We start from the raw sequence: 14870 nt of genomic DNA, 5'->3' as shown, positions 1-14870 counted from the left end.
CGTAACCAACGGGTAGCGGATCACTCCGGATAGTCCTCCGGCCAAGCCAGATGGGTGTTGCGGCGCCGCCCCCGCAACTGGACTTGTTCGCCGAGTTCCCAGTGCGCCTGTTCGTCGTCGTCCGCGAAATACAGGGCACTCGTCGAGGCCAGCACGCGGCTGGGGTGGAGTTTGGCGAGTTCGGTGAGCCGCGACGCCTCGTTGACGGGGTCGCCGATCACCGTGTACTCGAAGCGTTCGGCGGCGCCGATGTTGCCGGCGACGGCGAGGCCTGCGGAGACGCCGATGCCGACGTCGAGGCCGGTGATCTCGTTCAACGCGAACCGCAGCTCCCGGGCTGCCGCCAGCGCCGCCGTCGGTGCGTCGGGGCGGTCGAGCGGGGCGCCGAAGATCGCGAGAGCCGCGTCACCCATGAACTTGTTGACGAAGCCGTGGTGCCGGTCGATCACGTCGACGACGACGCGGAAGAACTCGTTGAGCAGGTTCACGACCTCGCCGGGGGGACGCTCCGCGGCGGCGCCGGTGGAGCCGACCATGTCGACGAACAGCACCGCGACGAACCTCGTCTCGCCGCCGAGTTCGGTACCGAACTGCAGTGCCCGCCGCGCGACGTCCTCGCCGACGTGCTGGCCGAACAGTTCGCGCAGCAGTCGCCGTTCGTCCGATTCGCGCATCATGCGGTTGAACCCGACCTGCAGTCGCCCGATCTCGCTGCCGTCGAACACCTCGACGCGGACGTCGGTGGCACCGCGCTGGACGCGTTCGATGGCCCGCCGCAGCTGCTTGATCGGGTCGGAGATCTGGCTGGCCGTCAGCATCGACAGCGCGAAGGCCTGCGCGATCGCGATGATCGACAGCAGCATGATCGCCCACGCGAGCGCGTTCGGGGAGAACACCAGGTCGGTGGTTATCTGCGTCACGCACAGCAGGATGATGCCGATGACGGGCATCAGCGTTCCGAGCCCCCAGGTCATGGCCATCCGGGTGCCGACGCCGGGCGCCATGGTCCGGTCGAACTCGCCCTCGCTGAGCGCGCGGGCGGCCACGGGACGCAGGATGCGTTCGCCGAGCATGTATGTGAAGCCGAACGTCGTGGTTGCGGCCATGCAGACGGTGACGATCACGGCGACGGCGAGTTCCGGCATCTCGGTGATGGTGAGCAGCACGAAGATGATGCCGCCGAGGATCCACAGCACCAGGTGCACGATCGCCTGCCGCAGCGGTGCGTGCAGCGCCGACATCTGCTCGCTGCGCGTCGGCGGACCCCCACGCAACTGCCAGCGGACGACCGACCTCAGCATCATCGCGGCGGCCGTGAGACTCACCACGGCGGCGAATGCGAGGTAGCCACCGAAGATCGCGACGTTGCGGACCCGGTCGGCGATGATTTCCTGCGATTCGGGGATCGGCACGCCGTACCGCACGAACGCGAAGACGAGGATGGCGCCGATGAAATTGGCGAGGAGCATCGAAACCATATAGAGCGGCCATCTGCTGCGGACCGTCGCCGCGATCGCTCTATAGGATTTCCGCACGCCGTTCAATTTAGCGGGGGGTGTACCGGGTGGCGTAGGACACGTCCCCTAAAGGGCGCATATGCGTTCCCCGCGCGCGTGTTTCCCACGCGAATCGCCCGGCACTGTCCGAACCTCGATACGCTCCGCACGTGAACGCGAACGAGCAACGCTCGGACACTGCCGCGGTAACACAGGGCGGGGGCCATCCCTCGGCGTCCGTGCACCCGGTGGTGCGGGTGGCGGCCGAATGGACGTGGCGGCTCCTGGTCATCTTCGCGGGTCTGCTGACCCTCGGCTACATCGTGACCAGGCTCGACACCGTTCTCATCCCGGTGGGTCTGGCGCTGCTCTCGTCGGCGCTGCTGGTGCCGCTCGTCGACTGGCTGCAGGCCAAGGGCGTGCCGCGGTCGGCTGCCGTCGTGGTCGTCCTCATCGGTTCGATCGGCATCGTCGCCGGGATCATGACGTTCGTCGTCGAGCAGTTCATCGAAGGTCTCCCCGGCCTCACCGAGCAGTTCGAGGCGAGCGTCACACAGATCCAGGGGTGGCTCACCGACGGCCCGTTGCACTTCAGCGAGGATCAGATCCGGCAGGCCGGCGACTCGGTGGTGAAATCCATCCAGGACAACCGCCAGCAACTGACGAGTGGGGCACTGACCACCGCCACGGTCGTCGGCGAGATCTTCACCGGTGCCCTGCTGACGCTGTTCACGCTCATCTTCTTCCTCTACGGCGGGTCTCAGATCTGGGAGTTCGTCACCCGACTCGTCCCCACCACGTCACGACGGCGGGTCCGGCTGGCGGGGAGCCAAGGGTTCGGCTCGCTGATCGGATACGTCCGGGCCACGGTGGCGGTGGCCGCCGCGGACGCCGTCGGAATCGGCGCGGGCCTCGCGATCCTGGGGGTACCGCTCGCCCTGCCGCTGGCGTCGCTCGTGTTCATCGGCGCGTTCATCCCGATCGTCGGTGCGTTCCTCACCGGATTCCTCGCGGTGCTCGTCGCCCTCGTCACCAAAGGATTCCTCACCGCGCTGATCGTGCTCGGCATCATCATCGGGGTGATGCAACTCGAGGCCCACGTGCTGCAACCGCTGCTGCTGGGGCGCGCGGTCCGGCTGCACCCGCTCGCAGTGGTGCTCGCCATCACCACCGGCATCGTCCTCGCCGGGATCGTCGGCGGCCTCCTGGCGGTGCCGATCGTCGCACTGCTGAACACGGCGGTGCGCTCGCTCCTGTCCACGGATCCCGACGCCACCTACGACGCGCTCGAGGTCGACGATCCGGCAGTCCCGCTCTACCCGGCGGAGGCCGACGGCCCGCACCCGCCGCACCCCGCCGACCCGCATCTCGATGACACAGCGCAGACCCATGACCGACCGGAATGAGCACCGCACCCGCCTCCACTACCGCCCACGAGCGACGACCGAGCTCGACACCCAGCCGGACGCACCGCTGTGGCGGGCGGCGCAGGCGTTCCGCCTCGTCACGCTGGTGTACGCGATCAGCTACCAGATCGTGTCCGTGCAGTACTACACCCATCAGCGGCTGAGCTGGTTCCTCGTCGCCCTGATGGCGGTGTGGTCGGGACTCTCGGCCGTCCTGCTGTCCCACGGGAAGGTCCCGCGCTACCAGGTGGTGATCGCCGACCAGCTGATCGTCATCGCGCTCATGGCATCGACTCGCCTTGTCTCCGATCACGATTGGTACAACCACCATCAGACGCTGCCGACGACGCTGTGGGTCACCAACGCGGTGATCTCCGCCGCCGTGTTCGGCGGTCCGTGGCTCGGGATGGCGTCCGGTGTGCTGATGGCGACGGTGAGCGCGGTGGTGCGCGACCAAGTCAACCTCGACCTGTGGCGGGACGCGACGGCACCGGTCCTGGTGTCGGTGGGTCTGGCGCTCGGGCTCGCCACCACCACCGCGAGGCGTGCGCAGGCCCAGCTGGAGCAGGCCGTGCGGTTGGCCGCCGCCACCGAGGAACGGGAACGACTCGCCCGCGAGGTGCACGACGGCGTCCTGCAGGTGCTCGCGCTCGTCCGTCGCCGCGGCAACGAGATCGGGGGACCCGCAGCCGAGCTCGCGGATCTCGCCGGCGAGCAGGAGGTGGCCCTGCGCATGCTCATCTCCGAGCAGGGGGCGGGTGTGGCGTCGGATCTGGGTGGAAGCGCGATCGACGTGCGACTGCTGCTGGGCACGCGGGCGAGCACCACTGTGTCCGTGTCGACGCCGGCGGATCCGGTGACGATCGAGCGTGGCCGGGCAACGGAACTCGTCGCAATCGTCGACACCGCACTGTCCAACGTCGCACTGCACGCGGGGACCGGCGCCCGGGCGTACGTGCTGCTCGAGGATCTGGGCGACGAGGTGATCGTCAGCGTCCGCGACGACGGCAGCGGAATCGCCCCGGGACGGTTGGCCGAAGCGGAGGCCGAGGGTCGCATGGGAGTATCGAAATCCATTCTGGGCCGCGTCGGTGCGCTCGGCGGCACCGCCGAACTCGACACCGAACCCGGTCAGGGCACCGAATGGGAGATCCGCGTGCCGAAGGGAGACGAAACGCATGGGTGACACGGAGACCGACGAGCAGATCACCGTGATGGTCGTCGACGACCACCCGATGTGGCGGGACGCCGTGGCCCGCGACCTCGAAGGCGCCGGATTCACCGTGGTCGCCACGGCCGACGGCGTCGCCACCGCGGGACGTCGGGCGGCGGCGACCCGACCCGCCGTCGTGCTCATGGACATGCAACTGCCCGACGGAAACGGTGCCGCGGCCACCGCCGCCGTTCTCCAGGTGTCGCCGGACAGCCGGGTGCTGGTGCTGTCGGCGTCGTCCGAGCGTGACGACGTCCTCGACGCAGTCAAGGCCGGCGCGTCCGGGTACCTCGTGAAGAGCGCGTCCGTGGTGGAACTGCTGGACGCGGTGCGGGCCACCGCGGCCGGGCAGGCGGTGTTCACACCGGGGCTCGCCGGACTCGTGCTGGGGGAGTACCGCCGGATGTCGAGTGCGCCCGCCGACGAGCAGGGTCTTGCCGTCCCCCGACTCACGGAACGGGAGACCGAGGTCCTGCGGTTCGTCGCGAAAGGGCTCAGCGCCAAGCAGATCGCGACCAAACTGTCGCTCAGTCACCGTACCGTCGAGAACCACGTCCAGGCGACCCTCCGCAAGCTGCAGCTGGCAAACCGCGTCGAGCTGACCAGGTATGCCATCGAGCAGGGCCTCGAGTAGCCGTGAGTACTTGTTAACCACGGGCGGTTAAGAAGTACTCACGGGCGCTAGCCTGGTCGGTATGGAGGCACGGGACCTACGCGTATCGGATGCGGAGCGCGAACACGTCGGCGAATTGTTGCAGCGGGCGGTGGGCCAAGGGATGCTCTCGCTCGGTGAGTTCACCGAACGGATGGACACGGCACTCGCCGCGAAGACGCGGGCGGAGCTGAACGTCGTCCTGGTGGATCTGCCGGGAATCCAGCTGATCTCCGAGTTCACGCCGCCGCCGTACCCCGACCAGCCCTACGTGTCTCGCCCGGCGCCGCCGGTTCCGCCGGTCGCGCACCGGTCGCCCGCGCCGCCGCCGGGCGCCGTCATCCGGGGCCGGATGTCGTCGGTCAGCCGCACCGGCTCGTGGAGCGTTCCTCCCGCCCTCGAGGTGAACACCCGGCTGTCGACGGTGACGCTCGACTTCACGCGGGCCGTCATGGCTACGCAGGTGGTGCACGTGACCATCGACGACTACGCGAGCACGATCTCGCTGGTCGTGCCGGAAGAGGCGACGGTCGACCTCAACGGCGTCGAAACGGTTGGCGGTTCCGCGACCAACAAGGTGCGGACCGGCCCTCCCATCGGCCCGCTGCACGTCGTCGTCCGGGGCAAGGTCAGGTTCGGGAACGTGACCGCCAAACACCCTTTCGGCACCTCGATTCGCCGAATGTTCGGGTAGCGCGACGCAGGCCTCTCGAGTAGGCCTACTCATGTGTGGGGGCCGTCGCCGCAGGACGATTGATCCATGTCCACACCTGGTACTCCTTCGATCGACCCGCGGCTGGTCGCGCAGCTTTCCGGTGACTTCTCGGCGCTCGGGCAGCAGATGCGTCACGTGGGTGAGAACCTCGCGGTCCTGCAGGCTCAGCTCGCAACCATCCAGAGGCCCCAACCCCAACCCCAGCCGGCGCCGCAGCCGATGTACCGACCCCCGATCGCCCAGCCGCCGCCACCCGCACCTGCCGTCCCGTACCGTCCCGCTCCGCCGCCACCGCCCCGGGTGGCTCGCGAACCCTGGTGGCAGCGCGACGGGGTGATCAGCCGCGTGCTGGCCGTCGCGGGTGTCGCCGTCACCCTGATCGGTGTCGTGATGCTGCTCGTGCTGGCGGCGCAGGCCGGATTCTTCGGTCCGGAACTGCGCGTCGTGGCGGGCGGGTTGTTCTCGGCCGGTCTCGTCTACACCGGTGCCCGTGTCTTCGGGCGGCCCGGCGGCCGGGTCGGCGCGATTGCGCTCGCGGCAACGGGTATCGCCGGCGCCTACCTCGACGTCGTGGCCGTCGCGGTCGTCTACCACTGGTTGCTGCCGGTGCTCGCGATGGTCGTGGCACTCGGGATCGCGGGAGCCGGTGTCGCACTCGCGGTGCGGTGGGGTTCGCAGCCCCTCGCGCTGCTCGTGGTGACCGGCGCCGCCGTGCTCGCACCCGTCCTCACCGACGGCATCACGCTCACCCTCATCGGATTCCTGTTCGTCATCCAGGTCGCCAGCTTCCCCGCGCAACTCGGTCGCGACTGGCTGTACCTGGCGATCGCGCGGACGTGCCCGGTGGTGATCGCGTTGCTGATCGCGATCGCGAGTTCCGGACTGTCCGACCGGCCGGAGAGGTTCTGGCTGCTCGCGTCCGCCGCTCTGGTCGCCCTGTTCGGGCTCGTCTCGTCGATCATCCTGTTGCGCAGCAATTCTCGTGACGTCACCGCGACCGCGATGATCGTCACGACGGCCGTCCCGACGCTGGTGATCGGCCACCTCTTCGACCGGCTCGGGTCCACGCTCATCGCGTTGGTCCTGGCCGCCGCGATGTTCGCCGCGTTCGCGGCGGCGCGGTCGTTGCCGCGACACGCACGGATCGCGCTCGCGGGCGCGGGTACCCTCGCTCTGCTCGAGGCCTGCCTCATCGGATCGAGCGAAGACCTCGCGCCGCTCGTCCTGCTCGGGGTGGCGGCACTGTTCCTCACCCTCGGCGGGCAGGCGGACTCGCGGATCACGTATGCCGTCGGTGCGGTCTTCACCGTCGTCGGCGGGTTCGCCTTCGTGATCACCGCGCCGCCGTTCGTCCTCGTCGACGAGGACAGCGCGCTCGACTCGCTCGGGGTGACCACGGTGCTGTCCTCGCTGGTGCTGGCGGGAACAGTGTTCCTGTTCGTCTGGTACGCGCACACGCTGAAACTGTTGAGCGACAACACCACCCAGCCGTGGTGGGTGCTCGCCGGGCTGGTGATCCTGTACGCCGTCACCACTGCGACGGTGTCCGCGGGCACGGCGCTCACCGGGACGACGGCAGGATTCATCGCCGGACACTGCGCCGCGACCATCGCGTGGATGGCGGCGGCGACGGCGGCACTGGTGTTCGGACTGGCCCGCCGCGACTACGCGCACACGGCACTCGGGGTCGGACTGGGACTGACCGCCGCGGCGCTGGCCAAACTGTTCCTGTTCGACCTGGCCACCCTCGACGGCCTGTTCCGCGTCCTCGCGTTCCTCGTGGTCGGACTGCTGTTGCTCCTCGCCGGCACCCGCTACGCGCGTGAGTTCGCGGAGCGGGAGGCCGGACGGGGAACGCCGAACGGCTCCGTCAGCGCCGGTTCTGCCGAGCGATGAGCTCGCTGACGCTGACGGCGTTGCCGTCGTCCGCGCGGTGCCTGCCGCTCGAGGCGTCGTCCGGATCGACGGGCGGTTCCTCGACGCTGCGGCGGCGCGAGCCGTTGGCAGGCGTTCCGTTGGCAGGGGCGCCGTTGGGCGGGGTGCCGTTGGGCGGGGTGCCGTTCGCGGGCGAGCCGTTGCTGCGCCGGCCGCCGTTCACGGGTTCCGAAGGCTCGGCGGCGCGACGTCTCGACGGAATCGGCGGCACCGGGCGGGCAGGAGACGACTGGGGGGTCTCCTGCTCGTACGGTGCGGGCACCGAGCGCGGCGAGCGGGTCGGCAGTGACGGCGCCGACGCACTGGGTCGCGGTTCGGCGGGCGAGGAGATCGGCCGCGGTTCGGCGGCCGACGTGGACCGGAGGTCCGCGAGCCAACTCTCGATCGGACGCGACTCGGTGGCCGGACCCGGTGCGGGGGCCGCCGGACGGGGCCGCGGAGCAGGACGCGACTGCGGTGCTGGGCGCGACTGCGGTGCTGGGCGCGACTGCGGTGCTGGGCGCGACTGCGGTGCGGGGCGCGGCGGAGCAGGTTGCGGCAGCACAGTGGTCTGCGGTTCCGCGGTCGGGGTGTCCTCGATCTCCTCCGGTGCCCGAGCGGGACGGCCGGTCGCCGACCGGCGGGCCTCGTTCTGCGCCCGGCGCGCCTTCGCGTCGTCCTCGGACATCTTCGCGGCCAGCGCCCGCGCGGTGACCAACGGGATCGGCTCGGTGAGCGGTTCCGGTTTGCGGGGTGCGGGCGGCGCCGCGAGCTTGCGCTGCGGCGGGACGGCACCGATCGGGGTGAGCTCCGGGACGTCGGTGGGCATCAGCTCGTTGTCGAGGATGGGCTCACCGAGACCCGTCTTCTCCTGGATTCGCTTCATCCACGCCGGCGCCCACCAGCAGTCGTCGCCGAGGAGTTTCATCGTGGCGGGGACGAGGAACATACGGATGAGGGTCGCGTCGATGATCAGCGCGGCGATCATGCCGTAGGAGATGTACTTCATCATCACGAGTTCCGAGAACCCGAACGCACCGGTGACGACGATGAGGATGAGCGCGGCCGCGGTGATGATGCGGCCCGTGTGCGCCGTGCCGATGCGGATCGACTCCGTCGTACTCGCCCCCTGCGCCCGCGCCTCGACCATCCGCGAGAGCAGGAACACCTCGTAGTCGGTGGACAGGCCGTAAACAATCGCGATGATCAGCACCAGCACCGGCGACATGATCGGGCCGGGGGTGAAGTTCAACCACTCCGAACCGTGACCGTCGATGAAGATCCACGTCAGGATGCCGAGCGTGGACCCGAGGCCCAGCGCGCTCATCAACGCCGCCTTGATCGGCAGCACCAGCGAGCCGAACGTCAGGAACATCAGCAGCGTCGTCAGGACGAGGACGGAGATCACCATCGTGGGCAGGTGGTCGAGCAACGCGGCGATACTGTCCTGCTCGATCGCCGGGGTACCGCCCACCAGTACCTGCACGCCGTCCGGATTGTCCATGGCGCGCAGATAATCGATGGTCGGCTTGGACTCGTTGCGGTCGACGAGACCGGCCTTGAGGACGACCACACCGTCCTTGGCCGCACCCTCCGGGGTGAAGCGCTCGATCAGCCCCGGCGCGCCACTGGCCTCCTTGATGATCTGGCCGAGCGCTTTGTTGTCGGCGTCGGACACGACCAGCTTGACCGGTTCGGTGCGCAGATTCGGGAAGATCTCGTCGAACTGTTCCTGCGCGGCGCGGGTCGAGCTGTCCGGGGGAAGATAGGTCTCGTTGATGCCACCGAACTTGATGCCCGTCAGCGGCACGATCAGCAGGAGCAGACCCACGACGATCGGGATGGTGACCTTGAGCGGGTTACGCATCACCCAGCGGGTGAGCCGGCCCCAGATGCTCGCCTCGATCTCTTCGGTGTTCTTGGTCTGACGGAAACGGTCGAGGCTGAGGGCGTCGATGCGCTTGCCGAGGATGCCGAGGATCGCGGGCAGGATCGTGATCGACGTCAGCGCCGCCAGGCCGACCGTCGCGATGGCGCCGTAGGCGACGGACTTCAGGAAGCCCTGCGGGAACAGCAGCAGACCGCCGAGGCTGGCGACGATCATCGTCGCCGAGAAGACCACGGTGCGACCCGAGGTCATCACCGTTCGGCGGACGGCGGAGCGGGTGTCGTACCCCTCCGCCATTTCTTCTCGGAACCGGCTGACGATGAACAACCCGTAGTCGATGGCCAGACCGAGCCCCACGAGGGAGACCACGGGCGCGACGAACGAGTTGACCTCGGTGAAGTTGGTGATCAGCCGGACGACGCCGTTGGCCCCGACCACGGTCAGGCCGCCGATGATCAGTGGCAGCGCCGCCGCGACGACACCGCCGAACACGAAGAACAGCAGGATGCCGACGGCCGGGATCGCGAGGATCTCCATTCGCCTGATGTCCTTGGCCATCGTGTCGTTGAGCGCACCCGACACGGGCTGGAGTCCGGCGAGCTGCACGTCGACGCCGTCGATGTAGAACTCGTCCTTGACGTCGCGGAAATTGGCCGTGACCTCGGTGTCGTTGTCACCGACGATCGCGATGCTCTCGATCGCGTGCTGCTTGTCGGCGTCCGCGGCGGACGCCAACTGTGGTGCGCTGCCGACCTTGAAGTAGCCGCCGTTGATCTTGAGGATCTTGTCCGGGTGTTCCGCGGCCAGCCGCTCGAGGTTCTCGACGACCTTCGCCTGGAAGTCGGGGTCTTCGATCGTCTTGCCCTCGGGCGCCGTGTAGAGCGCCACGACGTCGCTGTTGGTGTCGCGACCGAAGGTGCCGTCAGCCAGCTTCGCCGCGGCGACCGACTCCGAGCCCGGATCGTCCCAGCCGCTCTGGCTGAGATGCTTCTCGAGGCCCAGGCCGTACGCGGCCGAACCGAGCAACAAGGCAACCATGATGCCGATGACGGTGAATCGGGCCCGGTAGACGACGCTTCCCCAGCTCGCGAACACTGATCAACTCCTACTCGGCAGCACTCTTCCGCCCGACGAGCAGGGCGGAAAGCGGTCGGAACGGCTGCAACCAGGCACCCTCGTCGGGCAGTGTGTCGAGGCTGACCCGAGGGAGTGGCTCCCGGAACACGCCGGGGATGTCCTCGAGATCGACGAAGTCCAGAAGGTCGGACGCGACCGCCCAGCTGGCGTGCTCGCGGAACCCGAGTATCTGGACCGGAATGCCGGTCGCGGCGATGTCCTCCAACGGTTCGCGAAACGCTTGACCGTCGGCGGAGGCGACCATGACACCGGCCAGCCCCTCGCCGTGACGAAGGGCGATGTGGTCCAGCATGTCGGAATCGACGTCGCTGTCCTCATCGATCTTCGGCTTGGCGAACACCGCGAAGCCCACATTACGCAGGGCTTCGACCCACGGTCTCACGACATCGGCGCTGCCAGCCGCGATGTTGGTGAAGACCGTCGCCTCGGGTTCGAGTGTGTCGGTGCCGGACGCGGACAGTTCCGCGGTCCGGGAGAGCAGCCAGCGGCCGAGTGCGTCGAATCGTGGCCGGTAGGCCGCCGTGGGCCGGCCGCCGAGGATGGCGCCTAGACCCATGTCGAGGTTGGGTGCGTCCCAGACGAGAAGGACCCGCTTCTGGTGGCGTCCGTCACGTGCACCCACCACGGGAGATCCTGACGACACCGCGGTGCCTGCCGGGGCCGCACCGGCTATATCGGAGTACTGCTCGCTGACGCTCATGACCTGATCTTCCCCCAAATCAACTCGGTGATCGCACTGCCGACCTGGTGGGCCTTGTCCTCGAACTTCGTCACCGGACGCTCGTGCGTCATCGGCGATTCCCAGTCGAGGGAGGTCAGGAGGGGTTCCGCGTTGCCCGCCTCGGCGATGGCCTCGGCGTACTCGGCATGATCTGTTGCGACATGCAACACACCGCCGGCCTTCAGCCGACTCGCGATCAGGGCGAAAGTGGGGGACTGCAGCAGGCGCCGCTTGTGATGGCGGGCCTTCGGCCACGGGTCCGGGAAGAAGACACGGACTCCGGTGAGCGATTCCGGTTCGATCATGTTCTCCAGGACATCCATGGCGTCGCCGCGCAGGACCCGGATGTTCGGGATCTCGTCCCGTTCGATCTGTTGAAGCAACTGTGCGAGCCCGGGCCGGTAGACCTCGACGGCCATGAGATTCACGTGGGGTTCGGCCTTCGCCATCGCCGCGGTGGCGGTGCCCGTTCCCGAGCCGATCTCGAGGATGAGAGGAGCGTCACGGCCGAACCACGACGGCGCATCCAGGCGATGGTCCGAGACGTCCGCGCCGATCCGGGGCCATTGCCGGTCCCACGACTCCTGCTGCGCAACGGTCAGAGCGCCCCTGCGCGAGCGGAAACTTGTCACCCTCGGGTGTAGACGGGACCCCTTCGAGTCCTTCGTCTGCCCCTCCTCGGGGACGGCGGGTGCATCCTGATCAGCGTGGTTCACCGGACCATTGTCACGCATGAGGGGCGTTTCTGGCATACGGGTCTGAAGTTCACCTTGAGACTTTTTCGATAATCCGGTGCCCAGCCTGCACGGTTGCCCACGCCGATTCGGGGTGGGTCTGACAGAATCGGCGCGGGACGAAGGGGGGTGACTGCGTCGTGGGCACTGCTGATGCCGGGGGCAGGGAACTGGCGGATCTCGCCGAACGAGTGGCGGCACTGGACGGGGATTCCGGCGACCGTGTGCGCGACGCCGTGGCCGCGTTTCGGGCGCCGATCCGGGTCCAGACCGCGGGTCGAGCGGGTGTGGGCAGGTCGACCGTCGCCGCGGCACTGACCGCGAACGGGATCGCCGACGCCGTCGTGGAGGAAGCGGACGCCGTCGACGTGCCCGGCGCACCCGACCCCGCGCTGGACGGCGACGTCGTGGTCTACGTCCTCGTCGAGTCGGTGCGCGCCGCCGACCGGGACGCCGTGCGGACACTGGATCCGGCGCAGGCTCTGTTCGTCCTCAACAAATCCGACACGTTGGGCGCGTCGCGCGCGGCAGCCGACGCCTGGGCGACGGCGACCGCGCGTGCCGCCGAGTGCTCGGACGAAGGCGGCCTCCCGGCTCTGCCCCTCATCGGAACGCTCGCAGGAACGTCAGCGGAGTCCGGAATCGATGCGGTGTCGGCCGCCGTCACCGACCGGATCGCACGCACCCGGGCGCGCCGCGGCGAGACCCTGCTGAACGCGCTGCGGTCGCAGGCGGCGCGCAGCCCCGCGTCCCGCGACATGCTGGAGCGGTATCTCGCCGGCGACCACGCCGTCGCGCTCGCCGCCGCCGCGGCCCGGCTTCATCTCGCCGACTTCGCCGCGGAGGCGCCGGAGCCACCGCGCAGCGCCGCGGACGCGGCCCGGTGCGCGGACTGGTGGCGCGCGCAACTCGCCCGGCAGCCGACGGCCCGCCGCCGCCGGGCGGTCGTCGACGTCCGGCGTCACTACGTTCGCGTCTGGCAGCAGCTGAGCGGCAGCCCCGGAACGTGACGACGCAACAGCTGTCGGATCTACCCGCCGAGACCGTCGACGTGGTGACGCGATGGAACCCGGACGGCGTCGCCCGCCTGACGTCCGGTGAAGCCCCGCAGCGCGGTGTCTTCGTGGCGGGGCCGCGGCACGCAGGGAAGACCACGCTCGTCGGCGGGCTCCGCGCACTCGACGCGTCCGCGCTCGCGTTCGTGGAGGACCCGATCGACGCCCGCGTGATCCTGATGGTGTTCGATGCCGCGGGACCACTCGGACGGGAGGAGCTGTCCGTCCTCGACGTCGTCGCGCGACCGGCCCGTCCCGTGGTCTTCGCTCTCACCAAGACCGATGTCCACCGGAACTGGGCGGGTGTGAGCGAACGCAACCGGGCCCTGCTCGCCCGGCACTCGACGCGATTCGCCGACGCGGAGATCCACCCGGTGGCGGCGGGTGGCTCCGGGGCCGAGGCGCTGCTCGCGGCGCTCCTGCGTGCCGCCCGCGCCCAGGGCCCCGACCCGCGCTCCGCCACCGAGGCCGTGCTCGAGCAGACCCGGCGCATGATCGTGGCCACCGCCCGGTCCGTGCGAGAGACCGAGCCGGGCGCGGAACTGCGCGCCGAGCGGGTTCGCGCGCTGACGCTGCGGGACGGCAGGCGCACCGAACGGGTCGCGCAGCTCCGCGCTCAGGTCCAGCTCGCGAAGGTCGAGTTGATGCACGAGGTGGCCGCCCAGTGTCGCGCGGCCGGCACGACCGCACGCGCCGAGATCGACCGCGCCGGCCGCGGGACGCTCGAGGGTTACCCCGACCGGCTCGCCGAGATGGTGCGCGAGAGAAGTGGTGCGGTCGATGCCGCGGTGACCGCGCGCCTCGACGACCTGCGGTCGCGGGTCGGCGTCACCGTGTCCGCTTCCGGGGCCGCCGTTCCGCTGCCGGAGCCGGTTGCGCCGGACGGGCCCGAACCGCGACACCGCGGACTCGAGGACCGGATGACGATCCTGATCGGTGCGTCCGCCGGGCTCGGTCTGGGGAGGCTGGTCGTCTCGCCGCTGTCGATGGTGCCGGCGCTCGACATCGCGACCATCCCGCTCACCCTCGCGCTGGGAGCCGTGGCGGCGTGGTGGCTGACGCGGGCGCGCGGGCACGTCGCCGAGCGCGCCCACATGCGGCAGTGGGCCACCGATGCGTTGGTGCACGCACGGTCCCAGTGGGAGCAGTTCGTCCTCGGCCGGCTGCTGGCGGCCGAGGCTGAGGTGAGTGAGGCGATCCTCGCCGAGAGCCGGGTGTGCGCCCGGGACGTGGACGAGCGGGTCGCGCAGATCGACGGCGAACTCCGCCGCCTGGCCGCGAGACGCAACGGGCAGCTGTCGTCCTGCGAACGCGACCTCGGGGCCGTCGACCGGGGTCTGCAGGAGGTCCGCAGGCAGCCGGGGGAACCGAATCGCCGCAGCGAACGTCTGAATACATAGATGCCTGACCGGGGTTCGCCCGCTTTCGTGTGGAATCGTGTTGAATTATCTTGATATGTCTTGATTTGTGCGGGAAACTGGTCCGAAATGCGAAGGGAGACCGCGGTGGCGACGACTGAGAGTTTTCTGGTCCCGGACGTGCCGGACCTCGATCCGGACACGTTCGGTCACGATTCCGGGGCGGTCGCGCTCACCGATCCGACCCACGACATCGACGGAGACGGCGTCCTCGACACCCAGACCTTCGACGCGGGCGACGCCGTCGTCATCGCCTCCGACCTCGACTCGGACGGCGACGCAGACCATCTGACGATGATCCACGAGGACGGTGCCTATGCGTCGTGGGAGTTTCGCCGCGACGGCGACGGCGTCGTGCACTGGCAGCAGACCGATGGTGGGACTCTCGGTACCGGCTGAACACCTCCGAATCCGCACTGCAGACGCGGGAAAGGCCGCTGGTAGCTCTACTGAATCGTTTCTGTGACCATTCCAACCGCACCCGATTCCCCGAGATGGGACTCGCGGCGTTAACCTCTAGG

Annotated in this window: 12 protein-coding genes; 8 read left to right on the top strand and 4 right to left on the bottom strand. The window is 69.2% G+C overall.

The genetic code is table 11. The features are described from left to right. Positions 1-20: 20 nt before the first annotated feature. Positions 21-1478 carry an adenylate/guanylate cyclase domain-containing protein gene (locus JVH1_RS10460; protein ID WP_005258596.1) on the bottom strand — a complete coding sequence of 486 codons (1458 nt, stop codon included), beginning with the start codon at positions 1476-1478 and terminating at the stop codon, positions 21-23. Between the two features lie 188 nt (positions 1479-1666). Here JVH1_RS10460 and JVH1_RS10455 point away from each other — a divergent pair, with 188 nt between their 5' ends. The 5 genes from JVH1_RS10455 to JVH1_RS10435 all read left to right on the top strand — a co-directional run bounded on the left by JVH1_RS10455 (position 1667) and on the right by JVH1_RS10435 (position 7378). Continuing rightward, entirely contained in the window at positions 1667-2902 is a 1236-nt protein-coding gene (locus JVH1_RS10455; protein ID WP_016883805.1) for an AI-2E family transporter, read from the top strand. Continuing rightward, entirely contained in the window at positions 2886-4088 is a 1203-nt protein-coding gene (gene macS, locus JVH1_RS10450; protein ID WP_009478199.1) for a MacS family sensor histidine kinase, read from the top strand. Before JVH1_RS10455 ends, macS begins: the two co-directional genes overlap by 17 nt. Then, positions 4081-4749, top strand: a complete 669-nt coding sequence (locus JVH1_RS10445) for a response regulator transcription factor (protein WP_009478200.1) — start codon at positions 4081-4083, stop codon at positions 4747-4749. The genes macS and JVH1_RS10445 overlap by 8 nt, the downstream gene beginning before the upstream one ends. Positions 4750-4810: 61 nt before the next feature. Further along, positions 4811-5461, top strand: a complete 651-nt coding sequence (locus JVH1_RS10440) for a DUF1707 domain-containing protein (protein WP_009478201.1) — start codon at positions 4811-4813, stop codon at positions 5459-5461. A 66-nt stretch (positions 5462-5527) separates the two neighbouring features. Beyond that, positions 5528-7378, top strand: a complete 1851-nt coding sequence (locus tag JVH1_RS10435) for a DUF2339 domain-containing protein (RefSeq protein WP_009478202.1) — start codon at positions 5528-5530, stop codon at positions 7376-7378. Here JVH1_RS10435 and JVH1_RS10430 read toward each other — a convergent pair. From JVH1_RS10430 to trmB, 3 genes are read right to left on the bottom strand one after another with little or no spacing between them, the layout of a single operon-like run. Beyond that, positions 7353-10379 carry an MMPL family transporter gene (locus JVH1_RS10430; RefSeq protein ID WP_009478203.1) on the bottom strand — a complete coding sequence of 1009 codons (3027 nt, stop codon included), beginning with the start codon at positions 10377-10379 and terminating at the stop codon, positions 7353-7355. The two genes, JVH1_RS10435 and JVH1_RS10430, sit on opposite strands and share 26 nt — an antisense overlap. A gap of 10 nt (positions 10380-10389) precedes the next feature. Continuing rightward, positions 10390-11121, bottom strand: a complete 732-nt coding sequence (locus JVH1_RS10425; RefSeq protein ID WP_009478204.1) for an NYN domain-containing protein — start codon at positions 11119-11121, stop codon at positions 10390-10392. Continuing rightward, positions 11118-11894 (bottom strand): tRNA (guanosine(46)-N7)-methyltransferase TrmB, encoded by a 777-nt coding sequence (gene trmB / locus JVH1_RS10420; protein WP_011597391.1) that lies wholly within the window; start codon positions 11892-11894, stop codon positions 11118-11120. The genes JVH1_RS10425 and trmB overlap by 4 nt, the downstream gene beginning before the upstream one ends. Positions 11895-12016: 122 nt before the next feature. Here trmB and JVH1_RS10415 point away from each other — a divergent pair, with 122 nt between their 5' ends. The 3 genes from JVH1_RS10415 to JVH1_RS10405 all read left to right on the top strand — a co-directional run bounded on the left by JVH1_RS10415 (position 12017) and on the right by JVH1_RS10405 (position 14748). Continuing rightward, positions 12017-12886 (top strand): hypothetical protein, encoded by an 870-nt coding sequence (locus JVH1_RS10415; protein WP_009478206.1) that lies wholly within the window; start codon positions 12017-12019, stop codon positions 12884-12886. Beyond that, complete coding sequence (locus JVH1_RS10410; RefSeq protein ID WP_009478207.1) at positions 12883-14331, top strand: hypothetical protein; 1449 nt, start codon at positions 12883-12885, stop codon at positions 14329-14331. The genes JVH1_RS10415 and JVH1_RS10410 overlap by 4 nt, the downstream gene beginning before the upstream one ends. 105 nt (positions 14332-14436) lie before the next feature. Continuing rightward, entirely contained in the window at positions 14437-14748 is a 312-nt protein-coding gene (locus JVH1_RS10405) for a DUF6802 family protein (protein WP_009478208.1), read from the top strand. Positions 14749-14870: the final 122 nt, after the last annotated feature.

This window comes from Rhodococcus sp. JVH1 (assembly GCF_000280725.2).
GTDB classification, from domain to species: Bacteria; Actinomycetota; Actinomycetes; order Mycobacteriales; family Mycobacteriaceae; genus Rhodococcus_F; species Rhodococcus_F jostii_A.
Note: the sequence above shows the minus strand (reverse complement) of the source record. Positions and strands in the feature narration are given on the sequence as shown.